Annotated in this window: 26 protein-coding genes and 3 tRNA genes; 14 read left to right on the top strand and 15 right to left on the bottom strand. The window is 69.2% G+C overall.

Features of this window, described 5'->3' with window-relative positions:
* Positions 1-28 precede the first annotated feature (28 nt).
* Entirely contained in the window at positions 29-358 is a 330-nt protein-coding gene (locus tag SGCZBJ_RS07610) for a hypothetical protein (RefSeq protein WP_133149210.1), read from the bottom strand.
* Positions 359-533: 175 nt separating this feature from the next.
* On the opposite strand from SGCZBJ_RS07610, the gene SGCZBJ_RS07605 reads away from it, so the two are divergent.
* The gene (locus tag SGCZBJ_RS07605; RefSeq protein WP_101717422.1) at positions 534-965 is read left to right on the top strand and encodes a helix-turn-helix domain-containing protein; all 432 of its coding nucleotides are present in this window, start codon (positions 534-536) and stop codon (positions 963-965) included.
* 84 nt (positions 966-1,049) lie between these two features.
* Here the strand turns inward: SGCZBJ_RS07605 and SGCZBJ_RS07600 are convergent.
* Both SGCZBJ_RS07600 and SGCZBJ_RS07595 read right to left on the bottom strand, forming a co-directional pair.
* A tRNA-Asn gene (locus SGCZBJ_RS07600) sits at positions 1,050-1,124 on the bottom strand.
* A gap of 144 nt (positions 1,125-1,268) precedes the next feature.
* Positions 1,269-1,343, bottom strand: a tRNA-Asn gene (locus tag SGCZBJ_RS07595).
* Between the two features lie 297 nt (positions 1,344-1,640).
* Here SGCZBJ_RS07595 and SGCZBJ_RS07590 point away from each other — a divergent pair.
* Positions 1,641-2,051 (top strand): hypothetical protein, encoded by a 411-nt coding sequence (locus SGCZBJ_RS07590; protein ID WP_101717421.1) that lies wholly within the window; start codon positions 1,641-1,643, stop codon positions 2,049-2,051.
* Between the two features lie 4 nt (positions 2,052-2,055).
* Here SGCZBJ_RS07590 and SGCZBJ_RS07585 read toward each other — a convergent pair whose 3' ends face one another.
* On the bottom strand, positions 2,056-2,850 hold the full coding sequence (locus SGCZBJ_RS07585) for a hypothetical protein (protein WP_133149208.1): 795 nt from the start codon (positions 2,848-2,850) through the stop codon (positions 2,056-2,058).
* Between the two features lie 214 nt (positions 2,851-3,064).
* Between SGCZBJ_RS07585 and SGCZBJ_RS07580 the strand changes: the two genes are divergently transcribed.
* Positions 3,065-3,550 carry a hypothetical protein gene (locus SGCZBJ_RS07580; RefSeq protein WP_101717419.1) on the top strand — a complete coding sequence of 162 codons (486 nt, stop codon included), beginning with the start codon at positions 3,065-3,067 and terminating at the stop codon, positions 3,548-3,550.
* Positions 3,551-3,553: 3 nt separating this feature from the next.
* On the opposite strand, the gene SGCZBJ_RS07575 is transcribed toward SGCZBJ_RS07580, so the two are convergent.
* Genes SGCZBJ_RS07575 through SGCZBJ_RS07555 form a run of 5 tightly spaced genes read right to left on the bottom strand, consistent with a single transcriptional unit; the run spans position 3,554 to position 7,731 of the window.
* On the bottom strand, positions 3,554-4,369 hold the full coding sequence (locus SGCZBJ_RS07575; RefSeq protein WP_101717418.1) for an MBL fold metallo-hydrolase: 816 nt from the start codon (positions 4,367-4,369) through the stop codon (positions 3,554-3,556).
* Entirely contained in the window at positions 4,366-5,145 is a 780-nt protein-coding gene (locus SGCZBJ_RS07570) for a TatD family hydrolase (protein WP_101717417.1), read from the bottom strand. Before SGCZBJ_RS07570 ends, SGCZBJ_RS07575 begins: the two co-directional genes overlap by 4 nt.
* A 4-nt stretch (positions 5,146-5,149) precedes the next feature.
* Positions 5,150-6,157: a DNA polymerase III subunit delta' gene (locus SGCZBJ_RS07565; protein ID WP_101717416.1), complete on the bottom strand. Its 1,008-nt coding sequence runs from the start codon at positions 6,155-6,157 to the stop codon at positions 5,150-5,152.
* A complete protein-coding gene (gene tmk, locus SGCZBJ_RS07560; RefSeq protein ID WP_101717415.1) occupies positions 6,154-6,783 on the bottom strand; it encodes a dTMP kinase in 630 nt (209 codons plus the stop codon). Before tmk ends, SGCZBJ_RS07565 begins: the two co-directional genes overlap by 4 nt.
* A 42-nt stretch (positions 6,784-6,825) precedes the next feature.
* Positions 6,826-7,731, bottom strand: a complete 906-nt coding sequence (locus SGCZBJ_RS07555; protein ID WP_101717414.1) for a septal ring lytic transglycosylase RlpA family protein — start codon at positions 7,729-7,731, stop codon at positions 6,826-6,828.
* A 136-nt stretch (positions 7,732-7,867) separates the two neighbouring features.
* On the opposite strand from SGCZBJ_RS07555, the gene SGCZBJ_RS07550 reads away from it, so the two are divergent.
* Positions 7,868-7,957 (top strand) — tRNA-Ser (locus tag SGCZBJ_RS07550).
* 101 nt (positions 7,958-8,058) lie between these two features.
* Positions 8,059-8,949 (top strand): DUF4424 domain-containing protein, encoded by an 891-nt coding sequence (locus tag SGCZBJ_RS07545; protein WP_205685341.1) that lies wholly within the window; start codon positions 8,059-8,061, stop codon positions 8,947-8,949.
* Between the two features lie 241 nt (positions 8,950-9,190).
* On the opposite strand, the gene SGCZBJ_RS07540 is transcribed toward SGCZBJ_RS07545, so the two are convergent.
* Positions 9,191-9,742: a cysteine hydrolase family protein gene (locus SGCZBJ_RS07540; RefSeq protein WP_101717413.1), complete on the bottom strand. Its 552-nt coding sequence runs from the start codon at positions 9,740-9,742 to the stop codon at positions 9,191-9,193.
* 142 nt (positions 9,743-9,884) lie between these two features.
* Between SGCZBJ_RS07540 and SGCZBJ_RS07535 the strand changes: the two genes are divergently transcribed.
* From SGCZBJ_RS07535 to SGCZBJ_RS07525, 3 genes are read left to right on the top strand one after another with little or no spacing between them, the layout of a single operon-like run.
* On the top strand, positions 9,885-10,802 hold the full coding sequence (locus SGCZBJ_RS07535; protein ID WP_101717412.1) for a class I SAM-dependent methyltransferase: 918 nt from the start codon (positions 9,885-9,887) through the stop codon (positions 10,800-10,802).
* A complete protein-coding gene (locus tag SGCZBJ_RS07530; protein WP_101717411.1) occupies positions 10,799-11,533 on the top strand; it encodes a pseudouridine synthase in 735 nt (244 codons plus the stop codon). Before SGCZBJ_RS07535 ends, SGCZBJ_RS07530 begins: the two co-directional genes overlap by 4 nt.
* Positions 11,530-11,760, top strand: a complete 231-nt coding sequence (locus tag SGCZBJ_RS07525) for a sulfurtransferase TusA family protein (RefSeq protein WP_101717410.1) — start codon at positions 11,530-11,532, stop codon at positions 11,758-11,760. The genes SGCZBJ_RS07530 and SGCZBJ_RS07525 overlap by 4 nt, the downstream gene beginning before the upstream one ends.
* On the opposite strand, the gene SGCZBJ_RS07520 is transcribed toward SGCZBJ_RS07525, so the two are convergent.
* Positions 11,732-12,682, bottom strand: a complete 951-nt coding sequence (locus SGCZBJ_RS07520; protein WP_101717409.1) for a YihY/virulence factor BrkB family protein — start codon at positions 12,680-12,682, stop codon at positions 11,732-11,734. The two genes, SGCZBJ_RS07525 and SGCZBJ_RS07520, sit on opposite strands and share 29 nt — an antisense overlap.
* 352 nt (positions 12,683-13,034) lie before the next feature.
* Positions 13,035-14,162, bottom strand: a complete 1,128-nt coding sequence (locus SGCZBJ_RS07515; RefSeq protein ID WP_101717408.1) for a CaiB/BaiF CoA transferase family protein — start codon at positions 14,160-14,162, stop codon at positions 13,035-13,037.
* A 180-nt stretch (positions 14,163-14,342) separates the two neighbouring features.
* Here SGCZBJ_RS07515 and SGCZBJ_RS07510 point away from each other — a divergent pair, with 180 nt between their 5' ends.
* Together SGCZBJ_RS07510 and SGCZBJ_RS07505 are read left to right on the top strand one after the other, a co-directional pair.
* Positions 14,343-15,665, top strand: coding sequence for a diguanylate cyclase domain-containing protein (locus SGCZBJ_RS07510; RefSeq protein WP_101717407.1), 1,323 nt, complete (start codon positions 14,343-14,345; stop codon positions 15,663-15,665).
* A 15-nt stretch (positions 15,666-15,680) separates the two neighbouring features.
* Positions 15,681-16,316, top strand: a complete 636-nt coding sequence (locus tag SGCZBJ_RS07505; protein WP_101717406.1) for a DsbA family oxidoreductase — start codon at positions 15,681-15,683, stop codon at positions 16,314-16,316.
* 26 nt (positions 16,317-16,342) lie between these two features.
* Here the strand turns inward: SGCZBJ_RS07505 and SGCZBJ_RS07500 are convergent, their stop codons facing one another.
* Positions 16,343-17,062 carry an EcsC family protein gene (locus SGCZBJ_RS07500; RefSeq protein ID WP_276308938.1) on the bottom strand — a complete coding sequence of 240 codons (720 nt, stop codon included), beginning with the start codon at positions 17,060-17,062 and terminating at the stop codon, positions 16,343-16,345.
* Between the two features lie 249 nt (positions 17,063-17,311).
* On the opposite strand from SGCZBJ_RS07500, the gene hdaA reads away from it, so the two are divergent.
* From hdaA to SGCZBJ_RS07480, 4 genes are all read left to right on the top strand, one after another.
* The gene (gene hdaA / locus SGCZBJ_RS07495; protein ID WP_476695734.1) at positions 17,312-18,043 is read left to right on the top strand and encodes a DnaA regulatory inactivator HdaA; all 732 of its coding nucleotides are present in this window, start codon (positions 17,312-17,314) and stop codon (positions 18,041-18,043) included.
* A gap of 103 nt (positions 18,044-18,146) precedes the next feature.
* A complete protein-coding gene (locus tag SGCZBJ_RS07490) occupies positions 18,147-20,372 on the top strand; it encodes an RNA degradosome polyphosphate kinase (protein WP_240621449.1) in 2,226 nt (741 codons plus the stop codon).
* Positions 20,373-20,455: 83 nt separating this feature from the next.
* Positions 20,456-21,943, top strand: coding sequence for a Ppx/GppA phosphatase family protein (locus SGCZBJ_RS07485; RefSeq protein WP_101717403.1), 1,488 nt, complete (start codon positions 20,456-20,458; stop codon positions 21,941-21,943).
* A gap of 100 nt (positions 21,944-22,043) precedes the next feature.
* Entirely contained in the window at positions 22,044-22,316 is a 273-nt protein-coding gene (locus tag SGCZBJ_RS07480; RefSeq protein ID WP_101717402.1) for a hypothetical protein, read from the top strand.
* On the opposite strand, the gene SGCZBJ_RS07475 is transcribed toward SGCZBJ_RS07480, so the two are convergent.
* Both SGCZBJ_RS07475 and rnd read right to left on the bottom strand, forming a co-directional pair.
* On the bottom strand, positions 22,313-24,055 hold the full coding sequence (locus tag SGCZBJ_RS07475) for an ATP-binding protein (RefSeq protein ID WP_240621448.1): 1,743 nt from the start codon (positions 24,053-24,055) through the stop codon (positions 22,313-22,315). The genes SGCZBJ_RS07480 and SGCZBJ_RS07475 overlap by 4 nt on opposite strands.
* 205 nt (positions 24,056-24,260) lie before the next feature.
* Positions 24,261-25,430, bottom strand: a complete 1,170-nt coding sequence (rnd, locus tag SGCZBJ_RS07470; protein ID WP_101717401.1) for a ribonuclease D — start codon at positions 25,428-25,430, stop codon at positions 24,261-24,263.
* Between the last annotated feature and the right edge of the window lie 52 nt (positions 25,431-25,482).

The raw sequence follows: 25,482 nt of genomic DNA, 5'->3' as shown, positions 1-25,482 counted from the left end.
ATCCAATCACGCCGAGGATTTGCCCGACTCAGGCCGTCTCGCCGAGCAGGCGGCGCAACTGGTTCACCGCCGGCTTCATCAGCGGGCAGACGGTGGCGGCGGTGGCGAGCGGCGGACCAAGCACGGCGGCGCGCGAGGCGTCGTTCTCGCAAAGCTGCACGGCGATGCGCGCGATCAGCGGCAGATCGGGCTCCAGCAAGGCCGTGCGCTGGTCGATCAGCCGGGTCAGGTAACGCGGGTCGGCGTCGTCCGGATAGGCCTCGATAGCTTCCTCTACGCTCTTCAGCAGCGCTTCGATCCGCTCGGCCACACCGACGGCGGCCGCCGCTTCTCGCAATCTGGCTTCGATTTCACTCATGCCCCAACGCGCCCCCCGCGTCCGCTTTCCCCTGAATCGGCGGCCCGTATGGCGCAAATCGCGGCGCGGCGCCTCCTCGAAAAGCACACTGTCCCCAAAATGGGGACATGGTGAATTTTCTCACAGAGACGACTCGGCCTCAGCCTGCACCGAGCGGCTTTCTCTGGGAGCAGGCATGAGCACGGATGTTCGGCGCGCGGTCATCCGCCTATCGGCGGGCTATTTCCTGCGCACGCTGGACGTGGCCAAGAGCCTGCACCAGGACGACCCAGTGCGGGCCATCGTCTTCACCACCATCTGGGTGGCCAACGTCGCCCACATTCGACCCAACGCCGGCTTCGACGCCAAGGACGAACTGGCCAAGGACGGCCAGCGGCGGCCGATCACGGTCGTGCAGGTCGCCGACTCGCTGGCCATGCCGGCCGAGACGGTGCGTCGCCACGTGAGCGCATTGATCGCCGACGGCCTGTGCGTGCGGCACGGCCGCAAGGGGGTGACGATTCCCGCAGAGGTGTTCACCCGCCCCGGGATGCTGGAGGCGCTGGATCGCCAGCACCAATATACCGAGACGTACTATCGGGAACTTCAGAAGCTCCTGACCGCCTGAGACAGGCGCGTCGAGAACTCACGCCACGAAGTCGAATGCTGGGATATCTTTCACCGCGACGAAACCTTCGCGAACGAAGGAGAGTGGCTCCGCGGGTAGGATTCGAACCTACGACCAGCCGGTTAACAGCCGGCTGCTCTACCACTGAGCTACCGCGGAACAGGTCGCTCTCTGTTGAGGAGGCGGTTGATAGCGGCCGCCGCGACTCGACGCAAGACGCATGAACGCCGCATCGAAAACAAAAGCTTATGTTCTTGTGGAGGAATATCTCGACGAGGCGACTTCGAAGGATCGAAGGAAGAGTGGCTCCGCGGGTAGGATTCGAACCTACGACCAGCCGGTTAACAGCCGGCTGCTCTACCACTGAGCTACCGCGGAACAGGTCGCTCTCTGTCGAGGCGCGGTTGATAGCCGCCCGACTGACTCGGCGCAAGCGCCTTCTGACAAAAAAACAGCCCGGCCAGAAAGCCGGGCTGTGAAAAGTTGAGTGATGGTGGGGCGCCTTCAAAAGAAGACGGCCCCAAGCTCGCCAATCATGGTTAATCATACCTTAATTTCCACAACCCCTGCCAAAAGGTCGCAGGCCGCCGCACCCCAGGCGGCGACCGTCGCGGCAATGTGTAACGGCGGTACGCCGCTCCCTTCCCGCGGCGCGACTCGGTCGCTAAAGCGTTCATGATGAACGAACCTGACGACCAGTGGTCCGTCACGCTCCAGCGCGGCGTGGCCAGCCTAGACTTCAAGGTGACTCGCGACTCCACGATCGGGACCCCGGTGATGACGGGCGCCCTGGGCGACGTGCGCGGCGCCCGGGCCCTGGTCCAGGCCGCCGCGCTGGCCGCCGTCGAAGCCGATCGCTGGGTGGCCACCGGGGCCGGCGATGTTCCGATTCCCCGCGATCTGGTGCTGACCCGTCGCGACCTGGCCAACGCCAAGGCGGCCGAACCGCCCGGCAGCGCGACCTCGCCGTTCACGGCCGGCTATACCGCCATCTATCGCCTGGAACTGGCCCGCCTGCTGTGGTCGGCGATCTCGGACGCCCCTGCCCGCCGGCTGGAAGAACTGGCCCGGCGCATTCCTTCCTGACCCGTCAGAAGCGCCGCCACACCGCCAGCACCGCGCCCCGCTCGCGCAGGGCGTTGCGGCCCGAGGCCGTGCCGACGGCCCCGGCCTGCACCGACCAGCCGGCCGGCAGGTCGTAGACCGCGGTGAGTTGCAGGTTGCGATAGCGGTAGGCCTCGAAGACCCCCTGACCCGCGCCCGCCGAGGAAACATCGAAGAGCTGGCCCAGCAGCATCAACCGCGCGCCGGGCCGCCCGCCGACGGTGATGTCGAGCCGTCGCTCGTCCGGCGCGTCGCCCTCGCGGCGGCGCAGCCCTGCTTGCAGATCGAGGAAGACGGGCCGCCCCGCCAGCTTGCCGCTCTTTCCGAATAGAAAGCGGGCGTCGTACTCGGCGTCGGGCGAACCGCGCTGGGCCGCGCCCGGATCGCCGTCGCCGCCCGGCAGCCGCACGGCGCTCTCGCCAGACAACACCCAGGTCTTGCCCGACAGGATCCTGTAGCGAGCGGCCAGCTCCACGTGGCCAGGCTCGGTGTCGCGGGCGTTGCGCGTACGCAGCCGCCGGACGGAGCCCTGGGCCCTGACGGTCAGCTGGTCCGACAACCCGTATTCGGCGAAGGCCTGCAACTCGTCCTTGCGATAATCGACGATGTCGACCGCCTCGCCATCCAGGCCGAAGCCATGGGTGCTGTCCTGGCGATGGAGGCTGACGATGACCTCCTTGTCGCCCTTGGCCTGGGTCCAGGCCGCGGCCTCGCCCCGTCCGGCCACGCCCAGCGGGATCGCCAGAGTCATCCAGGCAAGCATCATCGATCGTCGCGCCATGCCACCCCCAACACGACCGGTTCGCGTCGATAGAAGCACAAACTATCGCATAGGATGTATATGATTTTATGAGATTGACTCGCAACAACAGCCAACCTAGATCTTGTTGCGATCAATTCTCAAATCCGATGTCGGGTTTCCTCCCCTCACCCACATCGACTGCGTCCGGCGGGGCTCCCCTCCGCCGGACGCCTTTTCCCGCCCGGAGCCCTTGATGAGTTGCGCCTGCGGACTGGACCTCGATTTCGAAGACACCGGCCCCGAAGGCCTGGCGCGTGGCGAACGGCTGTTGCTGTGGGGCCTGCGCACCTGGGCCGCGCTGCGCCTGCAAGGCAAGCCGGCCGACGCCACGATAGGAGCCGCCTTCGCGCGCGCAGCCTCGCCCCGCACGGCCTCGCTGTTCCTTCAGACCATGATGCTGATCGAAGGCGAACTGGTGCGCCCGCTACAGATCCAGTGCCCACACTGCGCGGGCTACGCCATCGACGAACAACGGCTGGTGACGGCCTGCGGCCTGGCCGCGGCGGCGCCGGGCCTGGCCTCGCGCCTGCTGTCGCCGCTGGTGGCGCGCCCGGACGTGACGGCGGTGCTGGCCCGCGCCCTCAACCACGCCATGGCGCTGGATGGCGCGCCCCTGCCCGTTCGCATGGGCGAACCGGCCGAGGATGCGCGGCCGATGCAGACGGCGACGCTGCACTAGCGCCTAGATCGAGACCTCGAACCGCATGCCGTCATAGGCCGGCTCGACGCCCGGCGGCAGCCTGGCGGCCAGGGCGTTGTAGTCGAGGTCGATGTGCAGGTTGGTGAGGATCGCCCTCTTTGGCCGCGCCCGCTCGATCCACGACAGCGCTCGCTCGACATTGGCGTGAGTGGGATGCGGGGTCCAGCGCAGGGCGTCGACGATCAGCACGTCGAGACCCTCCAGCACCGGCCAGCTTTCCTCGGGGATCTGTAGCGCGTCGGGCGCATAGGCCACGCCGCCGAAGCGGAAGCCCGCGGCGCGGATCTCGCCGTGGTCGACGTCGAAGCTCACGACCGGAATCTCGCCGCTGGGCCCGTCGACGACCCAGCCCTGACCGTGCGGCGGCAGGTGGCGGGCCTCGCAGATGGCCGGATAGCCGCCCTTGGTCTCGAAAACGTAGCCGAAGCGCGCCAGGAGGCCGTCATAGGTGGCCGGATCCATGTAGGTCGGGATCTTGAAGCGGTGATTGAGGAAGAACGGCCGGACGTCGTCGATGCCATGGGCCTGGTCGGCGTGATCGTGGGTGAACAGCACCGCGTCGATCCGCCCGGCCCCGGCCCGCGCCGTCTGCAGGCGCAGGTCCGGCGAGGTGTCGACCAGCACGGTGGTGTCGCCGCGCGGATCCCTGCCCGACAGCCGGCGCACCAGCATCGAGCAGCGGCTGCGGTGATTCTTCGGCTCGGCCGGATCGCAGTCGCCCCAATTGCCGTCGGCGCGCGGCACCCCGCCCGAGGAGCCGCTGCCGAGGATGGTGAACTCGAGCCGGCCGCCGGTCATGGACGCGGTATCGCGTCGAACAGGGCGAAGAAGGCGTCTTCCGAGCGCTTCTCGGCGTCGGCGCGTGTCCAGCCGCGGATCTCGGCCAGCTTGTCGACGATATGCGGCAGGTGGGCCGGCTCGCAGCGACGGCCGCGCATCGGCACCGGGGCCAGATAGGGGCAGTCGGTCTCGACGATGATGCGGTCGGCGGGCATGTCGCGGATCACCCCGCGCACGTCCTCTGCCTGCTTGAAGGTGGCGATGCCCGAGACCGAGAACCAGGCGCCCAGCGCGGCGGCCCGGCGGGCGAGATCCGCGCCGCTGGTGTAGCAGTGCATCAGGATCTTGAAGGCGCCCTTGGCGTGCTCTTCCTCGAGGATCTGGCCCATGACGTCGTCGGCCTCGCGGGTGTGGACCACCAGCGGCAGGCCGGTCTCTCGGGCGGCGGCGACGTGCTCCTTGAACACGGCGGCCTGCACGTCACGCGGCGACAGGTCGTAGTGGAAGTCCAGACCCGTTTCGCCGATGCCGACGACCCTGGGCTTGCCGGCCAGCTCGACCAGGTGAGCCGTCGTCAGATCCGTGTGGTCCTTGGCCTCGTGCGGGTGGGCGCCGACCGTGCACCAGATGTCGGCCTCGGCCATGGCGATGGCGTGGACGGCCGGGAAGTTGGGGATCTTGTCGCAGATGGTCAGCATCATTTCGATGCCGGCCTCGCGAGCGCGGGCGATGACCGCGTCGCGGTCCTCGGCGAACTGGGGCGCGTGCAGGTTTACGTGGCTGTCGATGAGCATGCGGTCAGATGGAGGCCTTCGCCGCGGCGCGCAAGTCCGCAATCGCCGTCCAGAACACGTCGGCGCGGTCGAGGTTCACGGCCTCGGCCTCGATCGGCCAGCGCACCAGGCGCTCCCAGGCGGCCGCCCAGCGGTCGAGGCCCGACGGCGTGCGCTCGCCGGCCATGCCCACGGCCATGGCGTGGATCTGGTCGGCCAGGCGCTCGAACAAAAGCTCGAAGCGGGCCTGGCCCTCGGCGCCCTTGAAGGTGTCGGCCAGGGCCAGCAGCGCGGCCTCGTCGATCTCTGGCAGCTTGCGCAGGATCTCGCCGGCGGTGTCGTCTGCCTCCAGCGCCTTGGCGGCGGCCAGTTGCAGGGCCTTGCCGGGCGCGCCGTGGGCCATGCGGCCCAGGCGCTCGGCCTGGCGGCGATCCAGGCCCAGGCGGTGCTCGACCATCTCGGCGGCGCGCTCGACGCCAGGCGCGGGTACGGCCAGGCGGCGGCAGCGCGAGCGGATCGTGGGCAGCAGCTTGCCGGGCGAATGGCTAATCAGCAGGATGATCCCGCGCGGCGGCGGCTCCTCCAGCGTCTTGAGCACGGCGTTGGCGGCGTTGACGTTGAGGTCGTCGGCGGCGTCGATGATCGCCACCCGGTAGGGCGAGGTCGCCGGCGAATTGGCGAAGAAGCCCGGCAGCAGGCGGGCCTCGTCGACGGGGATCGACTTGCGGGCCTTGCCGTCGTCGGTGGCGCGCTCCAGCACCATCAGGTCGGGATGCGAGCGGGCGGCGACCTGCCGGCTGACGAAGTCGGACGGGGCTGAGCCCAGCACGCCGAACGAGCTGTCCTCGCGCGCGCCCAGCAGGCGGCGGGCCATGCGGTAGGCCAGAGTGGCCTTGCCCACGCCCTCGGGCCCGGTCAGCAGCCAGGCGTGGTGCAGGCGGCCTCGGCCCAGGGCGTCGAGGAACGACAGTTCGGCCTTCTCCTGGCCGTCCAGCGAGAAGACGTCGCGGGGGTGCGGAGGGGCGTCGCTCATGCCAGGTCCAGCCGTTCGCTGACGGCGCCCCAGACGGCGCGCGAGACCTCTTCGATCGAGGCGGTGGCGTCAATGACCGCGCAGCGCTCGGGCTCGCGGCGGGCGATCTCGAGGAAGCCGGCGCGCAGGCGCTCGTGGAAATCCAGCCCCTTGGATTCGAAGCGTGCGGCGCCGCCCCGGGCGTTGGCGCGCTCAAGACCCACCGTAGCGGGCAGGTCGAAGACCAGGGTCAGGGCCGGGATCGTGGCGCCCAGCACGTGCTCTTCCAGGCTGGCGATCAGCGAGGCGGGCGCGTCGCCGCCGGCGCCCTGATAGGCCCGGGTCGAATCGGCGAAGCGGTCGCAGACGACCACCGCCCCGCGCGCCAGGGCCGGACGGATCACCCGCTCCACGTGGTCGCGGCGGGCGGCGTACATCAGGAGGGTCTCGGTGACCGGCGACCAGCGGTCGGCCGCGCCATGCACCAGCAGCTCGCGGATCGCCTCGCCGCCAGGGCTGCCGCCCGGCTCGCGGGTGACGACCACCTCGCGGCCAAGCGCTTCCAGGCGCTGCGCCAGGAGGCGCACCTGGGTGGATTTGCCGGCGCCCTCGCCGCCTTCGAAGCTGATGAACGTTCCGCTGGCCATCGGCCTCAAATCGGCCGGAACGCGAGGCTTGTCCAGACCCGGTTAGGGCCGCAGCACCGTGGCGTCGCCGAAGCCCAGCGAAGCGACGCGGTCGCGAACGCCCCAGGCCAGGCCCTCGTCGTCGCCGGCGCTGACCAGCACGCGATAGAGCGTGCCGCCGGCGCGCTCCATGGGCTCGACCGTCACGCGGCCGGCGCCCGACAGGCGTTCGGCGGCGCGCTCGGCGTTGTCGCGATTGGCGAAGCTGCCGGCCTGGACGCGGTAGGCGCCCGACGGCGGGGCGGCGACGGTGAAGATCTCTGACTCGCGCGGCGGCGGGGCCACGGGCGGACGATAGGGCGCGGCTGGCGGAGGCGTGGCGGGCGCCGAGGCATAGCGACGGGGCTGGTCGGCGGCGTTCTTGGGCGCGGGGCCGATATAGCGCACGCGCACCTTGGCCAGGCCCTTGCCGCGATAGCCCAGTTCGTCGGCGGCGGCCTTGGACAGATCGATCAGGCGATCGCCGACAAACGGCCCGCGGTCGTTGACCCGCAGGCGCATCTTGCGGCCGTTCTCCAGATTGGTGACCTCGACGATCGACGGCAGCGGCAGCGTCTTGTGAGCCGCAGACGGCAGGTCCATGTCGAAGACCTCGCCGTTGGCGGTGCGGCGGTTGTGGAACTGCTCGCCGTACCACGAGCCGGTCCCGACCACGTCGTAGTTCGGATCAGCCTTCGGATAGTACCAGATACCCTTGATCTGATAGGGCTTTTCGGTGCCGCGCAGGCCCTGGCCGTAACCGGGCGGCGGCGGACCGTGATACTCGCGGTCGGGCGTGGATTTAGGAACGCCCTTGGCGATCGGCAGGCGCGGGGTCGGCGTGGCGCAGGCGGCCAGGCCCGCGGCGCCCAACGCCACAAGGCCCAGGACCTTCAGCGCCCGGATTTCAGATCTGTGCTCGCGCCGCATACGTCGCCAAAACTCCGGATGGTTCGTCCCCCATCATGGTTTCAGCTTCGTTCAGATGTTTTTAGGCTTGGTTAAGGATGCCTGCGACAGATCGTTCTGGAGCCGAAGCACAAGCGCTGATATAGCCGCCCGCTCCGGACAGGTGGCCGAGTGGTTTAAGGCAGCGGTCTTGAAAACCGCCGTAGGTGAAAGCCTACCGTGGGTTCGAATCCCACCCTGTCCGCCACTCCTTCGTCGTCGTCGCCGTGCTATCCCGACGACATGACCTTTCGCCCCCTCCTCCGCTCAGCCCTTCTTGCCGGCGCGCTCGCCTGCGCGGCTCCGGCCATGGCCAACGACAGCTCGGCCGAACTGGCCGCCGGCGGGCTGGTGCTGACCAGGACCGCCGCCGTCGCCATGCGATCGGAGGACCTCTACATCTCGCCGACGGCCGTGCGGGTTCGCTACGTGTTCGAAAACACCAGCGGCAAGGACGTGACCCTGCGCGTGGCCTTCCCGATGCCCGACATCGGCGGCGACGGCTTTTTCATGGGCGATGTGTCGATCCCGGTGGACGACCCGGCCAACATCCTGGGCTTCTCGACCAAGGTCGACGGCAAGCCTGTGAAGGCCCAGGTCGAGCAGAAGGCGTTCGCCGGCGGCGTCGACCGCACCGGCTGGCTGGTCGCCAACAGGATCCCGCTGGCCGTGCACCAGGACGCGGCGACCAAGGCCATGGAGGCCCTGCCGCCCGCCAAGCTGAAGGAGGCTCAGGCGCTGGGCCTCTACGACGAGGACCAGGGGCCGATCTGGGTGTTGAAGACCACCTATCACTGGAGCCAGACCTTCCCGGCCGGCAAGCCGATCGTGGTGGAGCACGCCTACACGCCTTCGGTCGGCGCGACGGTGGCGACCTCGGTGGGCAGCGCCTATGGCGCGGAGACGGAGGCCAAGTACTGCGTGGATCCCGGCATGGTCGCCGCGGTCAAGCGCGCCGGCGGCGAGGACGGCGCCTTCATCGAGAAGTGGATCGACTACGTGCTGGTCACCGGCGGCAACTGGAGCGAGCCGATCGGCGACTTCCGGCTGGTGGTCGACAAGGGCGCGCCGAGGAACCTCGTCAGCTTCTGCGCCGATGGCGTGAAGAAGATCGGCCCGACCCAATTCGAGGTGCGCCGCAAGAACTGGCGGCCGGAGAAGGACCTTCAGATCCTGCTGTTGGAGCGGCGGGAGCCGTAGAGAGCCGCATATAGACCCTCTCTCTTGGAGAGAGGGAGGGGCCCGCCGCGAAGCGGTGGGAGGTTGAGAGGTTTCAGCGCCAGCCGAGAACATCCCCTTGGCGCTATCCTGCCCGGGCGGCTCGAATGTTCAAACTGACCAGCCAAACGACCGTGCCTAGTTCTGAGAGGGTGTAACCTCTCACCCTCCCACGCCTTTGGCGTGGGCCCCTCCCTCTCTCGATGAGAGAGGGTTTTACGTTCTAGCCCAGCCTCGCCAGGATCTCGTCCGTCCGTCTCACCACCGCATATTCGCCGTCGAGGTTGGAGAGGCCCATCAGGTGCCACTCCTCCGCACCGCGGACGACGCCTTCGAGATCGGCCTTGTCGAAGGTGAAGCAGGCGTCGGCCGGCACGGCGACGTCGAATCCCAGGCAGGCGGCTGAACGCACGGTGGCTTCCACCGAGTTGTTGGTGGCCACGCCGACCACGACCAGGTGATTCACGTCGCGCAGGCGCAACCAGCGCTCCAGCCCGCTGCCGGCGAAGGCGTCAGGGACGTTCTTCTCCATCCGGTGCTCGGACGGCAGGGGCTCGAAGCGCGGCTGGAACTCGCAGTTAGACGAGCCCGGCCAGAACGAGCCGTCGGGCGAGCGGCTCATGTGGCGCACATGGACCAGCGGCAGGCCGCGAACCCGCCAGGCGTGCAGCAGGTGGGCGGCATTGTCCTCGGCCTGCGGGTTGTTGCGCGGCCCGGTGTTCTCCGAAAGCATGCCGCGCTGCAGGTCGATGAGGATGAGGGCCGTGGCGTTCATGGCCAAAGCTTGCTTCGACGCCCTACGCCAGGCAATGGCGCGCGAGCGGTCAAAGCGTGAAAGTCTGGCGTCGGAGGCCCGCCCAAGGTAACCAACGCCCCTTTCCCGCCCTTTGCGTTCCACGGCCCAAGATCCTTAGCTCATGACCGACACTGCCTCCGCCGCCGTCTATGGCTTTCCTCCCCGCGAGGTGATCGAGACGCCGCGCGGCGCCGTGCAGACCGCGCCGACCGTGCCGGGCGCGCAGCCGCTGGAGGGCCTGGCCGACGCCTCGCTCGACGCTTTCGTCGTCCTGGCCCCGGCCGGCGCGGTGGAGCGCCGCTATGTGCTGGCCCAGGCCCTCCGCGCGCTTAGGCCCGGTGGCCGCCTGACCGTCGCCGCGCCCAAGGATCGCGGCGGCCTGCGCCTGAAGAAGGAGCTGTCGGCCTTCGGCTGCGCCATCGGCGAGGACGCCCGTCGTCACCACCGCATCTGCGTGACCCTGCGCCCCGAAGCGCCGACGGGCCTCTCCGAAGCCCTGGCCGAAGGCGCGCCGCGCCGCATCGACGGCGAGGGCCTGTGGACCCAGCCGGGCGTGTTCAGCTGGGATCGTCTCGACACCGGCACCGCCCTCCTCATGCAGGCCCTGCCCGCCTTTTCCGGCGCCGGCGCGGACCTGGGCTGCGGCATCGGCGTGCTGGCCCACCAGGTGCTGGCTTCGCCCAAGGTGACCAAGCTTGCCTTGATCGACATCGATCGCCGGGCGCTGGACGCGGCGCAGCGCAATGTCGACGACGCGCGGGTCAGCTTCTCGCACGCCGATATCCGCCTGGGCCTGCCGGAACTGTCGAACCTCGACTTCGTGGTCTCCAACCCGCCGTTCCACGAGGGCGGCGGCGAGGACAAGGCGCTGGGCCAGGCCTTCATCCGGGGCGCGGCCGCGCTGCTGAAGAAGGGCGGCGTGCTGTGGCTGGTGGCCAACCGTCACCTGCCCTACGAGGCGGTGCTGGCCGATCATTTCGCCCGCGTGAAGCCGGTGGTCGACCAGGAAGGCTTCAAGGTGCTTGAGGCCGTGAAATGACCAAGGCGCTGATGGCGCGGCTGGACCGTCTGCTGGCCAATCTGGGCTATGGCGCGCGGCGCGAGGTCCAGGCCCTGGTCGCGGCCGGCAAGGTGACCTTCGACGGCGCGCCGCTGAAGGACGCCGGCAAGCGCATCGCCGTGACCGCCGACCTGCCCCAGCACCTGTTCGTTCGCGGCGTACCGATCGATCCGCCCGCGCCGCTGGTGCTGTTGATGAACAAGCCCCTGGGCGTGGTGTGCTCGCACCGGGAGGACGGCGCCAAGATCTACGATCTCCTGCCGCGCCGCTGGCAGATCCGCGATCCGGCCCTGTCGAGCGTCGGCCGGCTGGACAAGGACACCTCGGGCCTCTTGCTGATCACCGACGACGGCGACTTCCTGCACCGGGTGATCTCGCCCAAGCGCCATGTGGCCAAGACCTATCTGGCCAGCCTCGATCGGCCCTTGTCGGGCAAGGAGGCCGAGGCCTTCGCCAGCGGAACGCTGATACTGGAAGGCGAGGAAAAGCCGCTGCTGCCGGCGCAGCTGGACGTGGTGGACGACAAGACCGCCCGCCTGACCATCACCGAGGGTCGCTATCACCAGGTGCGCCGGATGTTCGCGGCCATGGGCAACCACGTCGTGGCGCTGCACCGCGAGCGGATCGGCGGCATCACGCTGCCGGACGACCTGGAGCCCGGCAAGCACCGCATCCTCAGCGCCGAGGAAGCCGAGCAGGTGTTTTCGTGAGCGACATCGAGGTCGACGCGCGCGGCCATCGCTGCCCCGTGCCGACGCTTCGGCTGCGCCGGGCGCTGGAGCACGCGCCGGCGGGGGCGACGGTGCGCCTCCTGGCCGACGACCCGCTGGCGCGCATCGACGTGCCGCATTTCGCCCGCCAACTGGGCGCGACGCTGGAAAGCGTCGAGGACCAGCCTGGCGGCGTGATCAGCTTTCGGGTGACGAAGGCGCCTTGAGGGCGATGGCCTTGGGGCCGTCGACAAGGGCCTGGGGCCGCTCGTCCAGCGCGATCTCGACCTCGGTGGCCAGGGCGCCGCCGAAGAACACCGCGTTCACGCTCCACGACAGCCAGATCAGAAAGATGATCACGGCCGAGATCGAGCCGTAGGTCGCGCCCAGGTGCGCCACCTTCTCGACGTAGAAGGCGCTGGCCCACGACATGAAGACGCAGAACAGGCCCGCCGCGAAGCCGCCGGTCAGCGAGGCGCGCCAGCCCACCGGCTGGCGGGACATGGCGTAGCGATAGATCAGGGTCATGCCCACGATCAGGCCCATGGTCGCCCAGGTCCACTCGCTCTGGATCCATGACACCCCTTCCAGGGGCCGCAGGTTCAGAGTGCTTGAGAGCAGCCGGAAGGTCAGGAACACGCCCGACATCAGGAACAGCAGGCCGAAGGCGGCGATCAGCACGAACAGGGCCATCAGGTTGAAGCCGAAGAAGCCGCGCTGGTCCTCTTCGTCGTGGATGAACGACAGGCCGGCCAGCAGGGCCTTGAAGCCGCGATGGGCGGCATAGACGCCGATGACCAGGATGACGAGGCTCTGCAGAGAGACGGTGTAGACCGGCGCGTGGGCCAGTCGCTGCATCTCGCTCTGGAAGATCGGCCGCGCGCCGGTGGGCATCATGAAGGCCAGGGCGTCGGCCTGGCGGGCGGCGGTGTTGGGGTCGAGCAGCAGGCTGTAGAGCCCGATCAGGATGGCCAGGCCGGGAAACACCGCCAGCAGGGCGAAGAACGAGACGCCGCCCACATAGAGCATGACGTCACGCCCCCACAGCCTGGACAAGGCCAGGCCGAGAACGCGAAGGATTTCCTGAACCCAGTGGATCGGGTCGAGATCGAGGTCTCGCCAGCGAATGGGGGCCTTGGGGGGCTGCATTCGGCGGAAACTGCCCCCGGCGGCCCGGTGAAGCAACCCTTGGACGGCGCCGCTCTCCAGAAAGTCGCGCTTGCCTGGATAGTCAAAGACGCGCCGCCTCAGGGAAAGCGACGCGTCTCCGCAGGTCTTGCCTGAACCGGCCGCCACATCGAGGGACGGGTTGGCGCAGCGGCCGGTCACAATTCGAAGGTAGGATTCGCCGCCTGAACCGCATCTGAACGCGGTTGTCAGCTTGCGCATGGATAGCGAAACCCTCGCCCTTCGACAGGCTCAGGGTGAGGGTTTCTACTGCGCCGCCTGCGCCTTGATCCTCATCCTGAGCTCGTCGAAGGACGGGAATCGCGCAGGACGACTACAGCGCCCCCACGGCCTCCAACGCCGCGATGGCTTCGGGATCGAAGCCCCAATCGCCGAGCGCGGCGGCGTTGTCGGCTCCAATTTTGGGCGGCGGGCCCTGAATGACCCCAGGCGTGGCCGAGAAACGCGGCGCAGGCGCGGGCTGGATGACGCCGGCGACCTCCACGAAGGTCTCGCGCGCCTTGTTGTGAGCGTGGCCCGGCGCCTCGTCCATCGACAGCACCGGCGCAAAGCAGACGTCGGTGGCGTCCATGATCTGGCACCACTCGTCGCGTGTCTTGGTGGCGATGACGGCGGCCAGCTTCTCGCGCAGGGCCGGCCAGTCGTCGCGGCTCATCTGGGCCTGGAAGTGCAGATCGGTGATGCCAGTCTTCTCCAGCAGCAGCAGATAGAACTGCGGCTCGATCGAGCCGATCGACACCCACTTGCCGTCGGCGCACTGGTAGGTGTCGTAGAAATGGGCCCCGCCGTCGAGCAGGTTGCCGCGCCGGCCCTCGCGCCACATGCCCATGGCCTTGAAGCCGTAGAACATGGCCATCAGCGAGGCCGCGCCGTCGCTCATGGCGCAGTCGATGACCTGGCCCTGCCCGGTCTCGCGCGCATGGATGACACCCGCCAGCAGGCCGAAGGCCAGATAGAGCGCCCCGCCGCCGAAGTCGCCGACCAAGTTCAGCGGCGGGATCGGCTTGTCTTCCGTGCCTATGGCGTCGAGCGCGCCGGTGATGGCGATGTAGTTCATGTCGTGGCCAGCGGCCTTGGCGTAGGGGCCGGTCTGCCCCCAGCCGGTCATGCGGCCATAGACGAGCCTGGGATTGCGGGCCAGGGCGGCGTCGGGCCCGAGGCCGAGGCGCTCCATGACGCCGGGACGGAAGCCCTCGAACACCGCGTCAGCGGTTTCCATCAGCTTAAGGCAGGTCTCGACGGCGGCGGGCTGCTTGAGGTCCAACGCCACCGAGCGGCGCCCGCGTGCGGTGACGTCGGCCGGCGAGGAGCGGCCCGAGCCCTTGCGGTCGATGCGCACCACGTCGGCGCCGAGGTCCGACAGCAGCATGCCGCAGAACGGCCCGGGGCCGATCCCGGCGAACTCCAGCACCTTCAGCCCCGACAGCGGTCCCTGGCCCATCGCATCCTCCCGTTTCGATCTTGTTGGCGGCAGTAGGACCCGGTTGACGCCCGGTCAGGCAAGCCCGGGAGAAATCGCCTGTCGACAAGGTAAAGACTGCGACCACGCATCCCTTTGCCGCACCCTCGCCTCTGCTATGTTGGCTCGCGAATCGAAGGCCTGCGCCAGCGGAGAACGAATTTGGCGGTGAACGCCCGGATCCTGATCGTGGCGCGTGACGACACGCGGGCCGGTCCCCTGTCCGAAGGGCTGGACCGCCTGGGCTGGCGCACCATCACCGCGCGCGGCCCCTACGCCGCCCTCGCCGCGCTGGGCGACCTGCAGATCGAGGCGGTGATCGTCGACCTGGACGCGGCCGGCCCCGACAGCCAGACCCTGGCCCGACGCCTGAAGGCGGCTGTCGCTCCGCGCCGCCTGCCGGTGATCGCCATCGGCGAGCCGGGCACGGATGTCGGCCAGAGCGCCTTCGACCTGACCCTGTCGCCGCCGCTGCATCCCTCGCAGGCAGTGCTGCGCCTCGAATCGCTGGTCCGCACGGCCATCGCCGAGGAAGAGTTCGAGCTTCGCCTGACCACCTTCGGCGATCGCGGCCGCCGGCTGGACCTCCCGGAAGCCTCCAGCGCGCCCTATCGCGTGCTGGCCATCGGTGAGCCGGCCCCGCAGTTCCTGGCCCTGTCCAACGCCCTGACCCGCGGCGGAGCCGACGTGGTCGGCGCCTTCACCGCCTACACCGCCTTCGACTACCTGCACGAGCGGGCCTTCGACGCGGTGGTGCTGTGGGCCGGCGAGAACCAGCAGGAAGCGCTGTCGATCGCCGCCGGCATGCGGCGCAACACCCGCCTCTTCCACATCCCGGCGCTGCTCTACATGAACGCCGAGAGCTACGTGACCATGTCCGAGGCGTTCCATCGCGGCGTGTCGGACGTGGCCTCGCCGCAGACGCCAGAGGGCGACACCGCCCGCCGCGTGATCGAACTGGCCCGTAACTACCGTCGCGGCGAAGCCATTCGCGGCGCGCTGGAAAAGGCCCGCAGCTCTGGCCTGATGGACGCGGCCACGGGCCTGTTCACCCGCGACCTGTTCGCCGCCCACCTGGCCCGCCTGGCCGGCGCCGCGCGCGAACGCGGACGCCCGCTGTCGATCGGCGTGCTGCGCGTGGCCGACAAGGCCGACGTGGTCTGGGCGCGCCAGAACGGCTGGCTGGACCGCGCCATCCCGCAGATCGGCTCGATGGTCGGACGCCTGGTCCGCGTCGAGGACACCGCCGCGCGCCTGGCGCCGGAAGTCTTCGCCCTGGCCCTGCCGGCCACCAACCTGACGGCCGCCAAGGCCGCCGCCGAACGCATCGCCGCCGTCATCGGCTGCACCGCCTTCGACGCCGGCGAGGACCGCAGCCCGTTCGTCTGCGAGTTCGACATCGGCGTCGCCCAGATCGAGCCGGGCGAGACCGCCATCCACGCGCTGGAGCGCGCCGCTTCCCAGGCCCTCCAGAAGGCCATCTAGTCTAGGAGTTTCCCCATGGGCCAGCCGATCACCGTCGACGTCGTCGCCGACGTCGTCTGCCCGTGGTGCTATCTCGGCTGGCGCCGGGTGAAGAGCGCCCTGGCCGCGCGGCCCGACCTCGAGCCGATCGTCATCTGGCGCCCATACCAGCTGGATCCCACCCTGCCCGAGGAAGGCGTCGACCGCGCCGCCTACATGGCCGGCAAGTTCAAGGACCAGACGCGCCTGAAGGCCGTGCACAAGGCGCTGCAAGACGCCGGCGCCGAGGAAGGCATCGACTTCGCCTTCGACAAGATCGCCCTGTCGCCCAACACCAGCGCCGCCCACCGCCTGATCCGCTGGGCGCGCGGCGCGGCCGTGCAGGACGCCGTGGTCGAAGGCCTGTTCGCCGCCTATTTCGAAGAAGGCCGCGACATCGGCGATCCCGTCGTGCTGGGCCAGATCGCCAAGGCCGCCGGCATGGACGAGGTCGCCGTGCTGCAACTGCTGTCGGAGGGCGCCGACAAGGACGTGATCGCCCAGCAGCACGCCATGGCCGTGCAGGGCGGCGTCACCGGCGTGCCGGTCGCGATCTTCGCCGGCAAGGTGGCGGTGGTTGGAGCCGAGAGCCCCGAGAACGTTCAGAAGGCCATCGAGCAGGCACTGGCCTAGGGAACCTCCCCCAGAGGGGGAGGTTCTTAAGCCAGCGGCGGCTGCGCCTCCAGCCGCATCCGATAGGCCATCACCGCCGTGTGGCCCAGCTTCTCGACCAGGCGCCAGTTGACGATCGCGCCCACCGGCGCGCCCACGACCGGCAGCAGCTGGGCCAGCTTCGCCAGGTCGATGTGGTCCCGGTACTGCTGCTGGAAGGCCCGCCAGTCGAAGCCCGACAGATCGGTCGGATGCGTCTGCGCGTCCCAACCGTCCATCGCCTCGAAGACCTTGGCGCGATGGGCCGCGTCGGAGAACGCCAGCTCGAAGATGTGCAGGATGTAGAGCCGTTCCGACAGCTCCGAGCCCTCGTGACCGAAGGCGGCGGCGATCTCGAACAGGAGCTTTATCTTGAAGCTCATCAGCAGCGGGAAATCGGCGGCGGCCAGCACGAAGCCCCCTGCTCCGGCGATCCCGCCCTCGGCGGCGGCGGTCTTCTTCCAGTTGTCGATCGCCGCGCGCACGCGCTCCAGCCGCTCGTCCAGGGTGGCCTGAACCAGCGGCGCGCCGGTGGCGAAGTCCGAGCCGGTGAGGATCGCCCGGGTCATGCCCTGCATCGCCGTGGTGATGGCGGCATGGACCTTTTCCGGAATGATCCGGTTGACCTTCAGCTGGACGGCGCGAGCGGCCATGCCCAGCGCGCCGGGCGGCCTGGTCATCTCGGCTCGCCAGGCGGCGAGGTCGGCGGTGGCGGCGGTCTGGGCCAGGTTGAAGCTCCGAAGTGAATCGCGGCGGCGCCGAAGCGTTCGCCGCCGGATCATGCCGCAGTCGGCGAGACGGTCGAAGTCCCCAGAAGATTAACGCTCAACAGGCCAGTGGATCATTTGACCACGGCCGTCCACACCGGCGTCCACACGAGCATCCACACGCGCTTCCTGCGTCCACACCTATAGTGGCCTATATCCCCAAGACCGCCCGCCCGCCGTCTCGCGGCGCAGCGGCCCGCCGCCTATACCTTGCTTACCCATTCACCATGTGACTTCGCGACGACCTTGAGCCAGCTGAAATTGCCGTTGGAACGCCTGCCCACCTTCGAGCGGGTCGACTTCGCCGTCTCGCCGGCCAACGAGGACGCCGTGCGCGCCGTCGACGCGTGGCCGCAATGGCCGAACGGCCGCCTGGCCCTGATCGGCCCGTCTGGCAGCGGCAAGACGCACCTGGCGCGCGCCTGGGCCGCGGAGGCCGGCGCGGTGATCATCGACGCCACCGATCCCCACCAGGCGCCGCTGAACCTGCCGGCCCTGCGCGGCCGCACCGTGCTGGTCGAGAACGCCGACCGCCGCGCCCTGGGCGGCGTCGTGTCGGACGAGGACCTGTTTCACCTCCTGAACATGGCCGGCGTCGACGGCGGCAGCCTGCTGCTGACCGCCCAGACCGCGCCGCTGGAATGGCAGACGATCGTGCCGGACCTGCGTTCGCGCCTGAACGCCATGACCGCCGCGGTCATCGACGAGCCCGACGACGTGGTGCTGGAGGCCGTGCTGCGCCGCGCCTTCGCCGACCGCCTGATCCGTCCCGCCGACGACGTCTACGCCTATCTGCTGCGTCGCATTCCGCGCAGCGCGCCGGAAGCCGTGGCCCTGGTGGCGCTGCTGGACGAGGCCGCCTCGGAGGGCAATCGCGGCATCACCCGCGCCTTCGTCGCCCAGGTGCTGGCCTTCGGCGAAGACGAGGCGTTCGAGGACTGAACGAGACTGATCGAAAGCCCGGCTTTTCTTTAAGAAATCAGCGTTTGTCTTGCGACTGTCATCGGGCTCGTCCACCATGTCGGGCATTGCCCCGGAGTAGACGATGACAGACGCCGCCGCCCTCGCGCCCGCCCCTCACAAGGTGGAGCCCGCGCCAGAGGATTGCGTGCGCCTGACTCTGGACGAGGACCTGCTGGCCTCGCCGGAACGGTTCTTCAATCGCGAACTCTCGTGGCTGGCCTTCAACCAGCGCGTGCTCGAGGAAAGCGCCAACCCGCGCCACCCGCTGCTGGAACGCCTGCGCTTCCTGTCGATCAGCGCCAACAACCTCGACGAATTCTACATGGTCCGCGTGGCCGGCCTGAAGGGCCAGGTGCGCGAGGCCGTGCGCGTGGTCAGCCAGGACGGCCTGACCCCTGGCGAGCAGCTGACCCGCATCAACGCGTCGGCCTTCCAGCTGATGAGCGAGCAGCAGAAGATCTGGCGCGAAGTACGCGCCGAGCTGTGGGCCGAGGGCCTGAAGCTGCTGGACGCCAAGGACATCGTCGGCGCCGACCGCGAGCGGGCCGAGGAGATCTTCAAGTCACGCATCTTCCCGGTGCTGACGCCGCTGGCGGTGGATCCGGCCCACCCCTTCCCGTTCATCCCGAACCTGGGCTTCTGCCTGGCGCTGAAGCTGCGCCGGATTTCGGATGACAAGCATCTCTACGCCCTGGCCCCGATCCCCTATCAGGTGCAGCGCTTCTGGGAGATCGCCAGCACCGCCCGCGGCCGCAAGCGCGAACGCAAGATCGTGGCGCTGGAAAGCTTCATCATCCTGTTCCTCGACCACCTGTTCCCAGGCTACGAGGTCGAAGGGCGCGGCCTGTTCCGCCTGATACGCGACAGCGACCTGGAGATCGAAGAAGAGGCCGAAGACCTGGTGCGCGAGTTCGAGGCGCGCCTGAAGAAGCGGCGCCTGGGCCGCGTGGTGCGGGTGAAGATCCAGACCACCATGCCCGCCGACCTGCGCGAGTTCATCATCGAGGGCCTGCGCGCCCAGCCCGAGGACGTGGTGCTGGTCGACGGCAAGCTGGGCCTGGCCCAGATGAGCGAGCTGATCCCGCCCGACCGTCCGGACCTGAAGTTCAAGCCCTACAACGCCCGCTTCCCCGAGCGCGTGCGCGACCACGGCGGCGACTGCTTCGCGGCGATCCGCGAGAAGGACATCCTGGTCCACCACCCGTTCGAGAGCTTCGACGTGGTGGTGCAGTTCCTGCGCCAGGCCGCCCGCGACCCCAACGTGCTGGCCATCAAGCAGACGCTGTACCGCACCTCCAAGGACAGCCCGATCGTGGCGGCCCTGATCGAGGCGGCCGACAACGGCAAGAACGTCACCGCCCTGGTCGAGATCAAGGCCAGGTTCGACGAAGAAAACAATTTGAAGTGGGCGCGCGACCTGGAGCGGGCCGGCGTGCACGTGGTGTTCGGCTTCGTCGACTGGAAGACCCACGCCAAGCTGTCGGTGGTGGTGCGCCGCGAGGGCGACGCCTTGCGCACCTACTGCCACTTCGGCACCGGCAACTATCACCCGCAGACGGCCCGGGTTTACACCGACCTTTCGCTGTTCACCTGCGACCCGGCCATGGGCCGCGACGGCGGCAAGCTGTTCAACTTCATCACCGGTTACGCCCAGCCCGGCGCGTTGGAAAAGCTGTCGTTCTCGCCCCAGACCCTCAAGCCCGACCTCCTGGCCATGATCGCCGCCGAGGCCGCCAACGCCCGCGCCGGCAAGCCGGCCGGCATCTGGGCCAAGATGAACGCCGTGGTCGACCCGCAGATCATCGACGCCCTCTACGCCGCCAGCCAGGACGGCGTGCAGATCGATCTGGTGGTGCGCGGCATCTGCTGCCTGCGCCCGGGCATTCCAGGCCTTTCGGAGAACATCCGGGTCAAGTCGATCGTCGGCCGCTTCCTGGAGCACGCCCGCGTCGTGGCCTTCGCCAACGGCGCCGACATGCCCAGCGCCCAGACCCGCGCCTTCATCAGCTCGGCCGACTGGATGCCGCGCAATCTCGACCGCCGGGTGGAAAGCCTGGTGCCGATCGAGAACCCGACCGTGCACCAGCAGGTGCTGAGCCAGATCATGGTCGCCAACCTCAACGACGAGGCCCAGAGCTGGCGCCTCGACAGCGAGGGCCACTACGCCCGCGATCCGGCCTGGGACAGCAAGGGCGCATTCTCGGCCCACGAGTACTTCATGACCAATCCCAGCCTGTCGGGCCGCGGTCATCACGTGCAGGACCTGCCGCGCGCCTTTGACCACGTCGGCCCGAAGCGGAAACGCTGAAAATCTGGGGAGCGACGGCTTTCGTGGCGGTTTCGTCCAAGGCCGCCGCTTCCCCTGCGCGACGAATGCGTTAAACCAGCCTCATGCCTCTCTCGGCGCCGCGCGACGCGGCCGTGATCGATATCGGCTCCAACTCGGTCCGCCTGGTGGTGTACCGGCTGGAAGGTCGCGCCATCTGGACCGTCTTCAACGAGAAGGTGCTGGCCGGCCTTGGCCGTGAGCTCGGCTCCAAGGGCCGCCTGGCGCCGGACGGCGTCGCCCAGACCCTGGCGGCGCTGAAGCGCTTCAAGGCGGTGCTGGAGGCCGTGCAGCCGGCCGAGACCTTCGTGGCCGCCACCGCCGCCGTGCGCGAGGCCAGTGACGGCGCCGCCTTCGTCAAGCGCGTGGCTGAAGAGACCGGCCTCACCATCCGCGTGCTCTCCGGCGAGGAAGAAGCCCGCTACGCCGCGCTCGGCGTGCTGGCCGGCGCCCCCGACGCCACCGGCGTGGTCGGCGACCTGGGCGGCGCGAGCCTGGAACTGGTGCGGCTGGAGCCGACCGGCGCCGGCCAGGGCGTGACCCTGCCGCTGGGTCCGTTCAGCCTGGGCCTGACCGAGGGTTTCGACGCCGACCGCGTACGCCGCCTGGCCGCCCAGCGCCTGGCCCCGGTGGCCGAGGTGTTCAAGGCCGACGCCTTCCACGCTGTAGGCGGCGCCTGGCGCAACCTGGCTTTGCTGCACATGCGACTGTCGGGTTATCCGCTACAGGTGGTGCACCAGTACGAGATCGGCCGCAGCGAGGCCCTGGAGGCCGCGCGCCTGGTCTCGCATCAGTCCAGGAGTTCGCTCGAGCGCATCGAGGGCATGTCCAAGAAGCGCATCGAGACCCTGCCCTACGCCGCCGTGGTGCTGGAGAGCCTGATCGAGCGCCTGGACCTCAAGCGCATCGAGATCTCGGCCTTCGGCGTGCGCGAGGGCCTGCTGTTCGAGGCCATGGCGCCGCGCGTGCGGGGCCTGGACCCGCTGATCGAGGGCTGCGCCTCGCTGACCGCCCGCCAAGGCGTGGCCGACGACCTGGGCGTGGCGCTGCAAACCTGGCTGGAGCCGGCCTTCGGCAAGCTGGAAAGCCTGTTCGACGGCCGAGACGCGGTGCTGACGGCGGCCGCCTGCCGCCTGGCCGACCTGGGCGCGCGCCTGCACCCCGACCATCGGGCCGACCTGGTGTTCGAGCAGGTGCTGCGCGCCCCGATCGCCGGCCAAACCCATGTGGAGCGCGCCTTCCTGGCCGCCGCCGCCTTCGCCCGCCATTCGACGCCGTTCAACCCGCCCGAGATGGACGTGCTGGAACGGCTGCTGACCTCGGCCCGCCTGAAGCGCGCCCGGGCCCTGGGCGCGGCGATCCGCCTGGGCTGCGACCTGTCGGGCCGCAGTCCCGCGCTGCTGTCGCGCTCCCGGCTGGCGATCGAAAAGGCCGATGTGCAGTTGTCCGCCGAGCCCGGCTATGCGGCGCTGTTGCTGGGCGAACAGACCGCCAAGCGGGCCAGCACCCTGGCCCAGGTCCTGGGCCTGAAGCTCAAGGTCCTGCCGCTCTAGGCCGCGACAGCGGGTCGCAGGCGAACAACGTTCTTCCAGCATGGTTTGTTAGCCACGCCACACCGAAGCTTCTCCCCCTCAGCACGGGGAGAAAACCGACATGCAGAAGCAGGTCGCCTACGACGTTCAAGACGAGATCGACACAGCCCAACACCCGCCGGCGAGGCCCGCGGCAGTCCGGCTGGCCGGCGCCGCCGCCAAGCCCGTGGACAGTCCGGCCAGGCAGTTGCAGCGCGATGTCGCCGCGGCCTTCGGCGCCAGGCGTGGATGGTCGGTGCGACGCACGGTCGTGCTGGGCGCGGCCTATCACGGTGTGATCCTGTCCGCCCTTGTCCTGGCGGCCGCCGAGACCTTCGGCCACGTCGCCGGCTAGGCGGCCTCCTCGCCGCCGAGCACCCGCAGCAGGACCGCGTAGAGCGCGCTGACTTCGAACGGCTTCTCGACGAAGTCCTGCATGCCGGCGGCCCGGCAGGCGGCGATGTCGCCCTCGGCTACGGCGCCGGTGACGGCGATCACCGGCGTGGCGCGGTTCAGCCCTTGCGCGCGCAGGCGACGGGTGGTGTCCAATCCATCGAGGCCCGGCATGTTGACGTCCATCAGGATGGCGTCGAAACGGGTCTCGCCGGCCAGCAGCAGCGCCGTCTCGCCATCGGCGGCGAGAACGACTTCAAGGCCGAAGGCTTCCAGAACCTGAGCCAGGGTGCGGCGGTTGATTTCGTGGTCGTCGACCACCAGCACCGCCGGGGTGTCGGAGAAGCCATCCGTGGCCGCATCAAGCGGCTGGGGCGTCGGCGGCTCCTCGCCTTCGGGCGCCGGCAGGGTCAGCACGAAGCGCGCGCCGCGCCCCTCGGCCGATTTCGCCGTCAGGTCGCCGCCCATCAGGCGGGAGAGGTCGCGGCTGATGGCCAGACCCAGGCCCGTGCCGCCGAAGGTGCGCGTGGTGTCGGCGCCCAACTGGTCATAGGCCGTGAACAGCCGCGCCAGTTGTTCAGGACCAAGGCCCGGCCCGGTGTCGGTCACCGCCAGGCTCAGCATCAGCCCGCCCTCGGCTCGGGGGGTCATCACGAGTTCGATGCAGACCCGTCCCTCGGGCGTGAATTTGATGGCGTTGGACAGCAGATTGTTGAGCACCTGGCGCAGGCGCACCGGGTCGCCCTTGATCCAGCGCGGCAGGCGACGGCCGCCCTTGAAGCGCAAGGCGAGGCCCTTCTCGCGAGCCTCGGCGCGCCAGAACCGCAGGGTGTCGCAGATCAGGGTGCGCGGCGAAAAATCGATCGTCTCGACGGTCATGCGGCCGGCCTCGATCTTCGACAGGTCGAGCAGGTCGTTGAGCAGGGCGCGCATCATCACCCCGGCGTCGGCGATCAGTTCGGCCTTGGCCTTGGCGGCGCCCCCCGTCCCGCGGGCCAGTTCGCCCGCCCCGGCCAGGATGGCGCTGAGCGGCGTGCGCAGTTCGTGGCTGACCATGGCGACGAAGGCGCTCTTGGCGGCGTCGGCGGTCACGGCCTGTTCGCGGCGGATCTCGGCGGCGGCGCGAGCCTCGCGCTCGGCCAGCAGGGTCTGCCGCGACCAGCCGAAGACCAGCGAGGTGACCAGCACCATCAGCCCGCTGCCGATCAGGAACGCCTTCACGCCTACGTCTTCGTGGTTGGCGGCCAGGATCGGGGCCACGAACAGATAGCTCAGGTGCGGCGTGGCGGTGACCGCGAAGGCCAGGCGCGAGCCCTTGGCGCCCATCAGGGCGGTCATCACCGAGCCGGCCAGCAACAGGGCCGCGCCCGCCGCGCCGGCAGGCAGGCCTGTCCGCCAGAGCGGCACCGCCAGCCAGCCGAACGTGACGGCCAGCAGGAAGTCCGCGGCCAGGCAAGGAAGAACCCAGCCGCGCGGATTGCGCCCGAAAGCGTGCAGGACAAAGGCTTGCAGGCCTTGAGCCGCGAGGCAGGCCAGCGTCCACGGCAGCATGAAGGCGAAACGCGGCTGCACGCCGACCGCCGCGCATACCATCGCGATGACGAACAGGCGCAGCGGAATCTGCTGCCGCAGGGCCTTGGCGGGCCTTGCATAGTTACGCGCGGCCCTGACCAGCCACGGATCCGGTTCCGCGTACGCCAACTCGACCTAGTTCCCCAGTCTTCGGCCGTCCCCACAGCCGACTGCCCCCGCGACGCTTATAGCGCCCGGAGGTCAACAATCATTTTTCAAAGCATGTCGGCCATGAGGCGCCTGTGGCGTCTTGCACAAAGACGTCGCTTGCACTTCGCGCCGGAGACGACGGCGGCGCAACCCTCTTTTGAGTCGCGCCGCCGACAGGTCTCGATCAGGCCGGACGCGGGGTCCGGCGAACTTCCACGACGCGGACCTTGACGCCGTCGAGCACCAGGGCCAGTTCGCCCCGCTTGATCTTGAGAGCGTCGCTGCCGAAGGCCTCGCGACGCCAGCCCTGCAGGGCCGGCGTATCGGCCTCGTCGTCGGCGGCGATCTTTTCCAGGTCCGAGACGGTGGCGATCAGCTTGGAGGCCACGCCGGCTTCCTCGGCGCGGGCCTTGAGCAGCACCTTGAGCAGTTCGACCACGGCGCCGGCCGAAGGCGGCGGCGGCGGACCGGGCTTGTCGACCACGGGGGCGTAGCCCTCGGGATCGGCCAGGGCGGCCTTGATCGCGGCGATCAGGTCGGGACCGAACTTGCTGCCGCCGAAGCCCTTGGGCACGCCGCGCAGGGTGTTGAGCCCCTCCAGCGAGGTCGGGGCCTGGGTGGCCAGCTCGTCGATGGCCTCGTCCTTGAGGATGCGGCCGCGCGGCTGGTCACGTTGCTGAGCCGTGCGCTCGCGCCAGGCCGAGACCGACTTGAAGACGGCCAGGTACTTGGCTTGCGTCTTGCGCGGACGCAGGCGGCGCCAGGCCTTCTCCGGATCGACGTCATAGGCGGCCGGATCGCTCAGCGCCTTCATCTCCTCCTCCACCCAGGCCAGGCGGCCTGATTCCTGGAGGCGATCGCGCAGCACCGGGAACAAGCGCGCCAGATGCGTCACGTCGGCCAGGGCGTAAGCCAGCTGGGCGTCGGTCAGCGGACGGCGCGCCCAGTCGGTGAAGCGGCTCGACTTGTCGATCTCGATCTTAAGCATCTGGCGCACGAGGGCGTCATAGGCGATCTGCTCGCCGAAACCCGCAGCCATGCCGGCCACCTGGGTGTCGAACAGAGGCGTAGGCATCGCCTTGAGATTATTGAAGATCTCGACATCCTGACGAGCGGCGTGGAACACCTTCAAGAGGGTCTCGTCGCGCATCAGCTCGAGCAGCGGCTCGAGGTCGATGCCCTCCGCCAGCGGATCGATCACCGCGTCGGAAACGGGCGAAGCGACCTGGATCAGGCAGAGCTTGGGCCAATAGGTGGTCTCGCGCATGAACTCGGTGTCCACGGCGATGAAGGGCTGCCCCTTCAAACCATTACAGAACTCCGCCAGCTCGGCGGTGGTGGTGATCGGCGTCATCGGCTGCTAATAGCCTCGCGCACCCCCGAGTCTGCAAGCGTCAAGCGTTGCG

Origin of the sequence: Caulobacter zeae (genome assembly GCF_002858925.1) — a bacterium.
GTDB lineage: Bacteria > Pseudomonadota > Alphaproteobacteria > Caulobacterales > Caulobacteraceae > Caulobacter > Caulobacter zeae.
The sequence above is the reverse complement of the archived record's forward strand: the minus strand, read 5'-3'. Positions and strand labels throughout refer to the sequence as shown.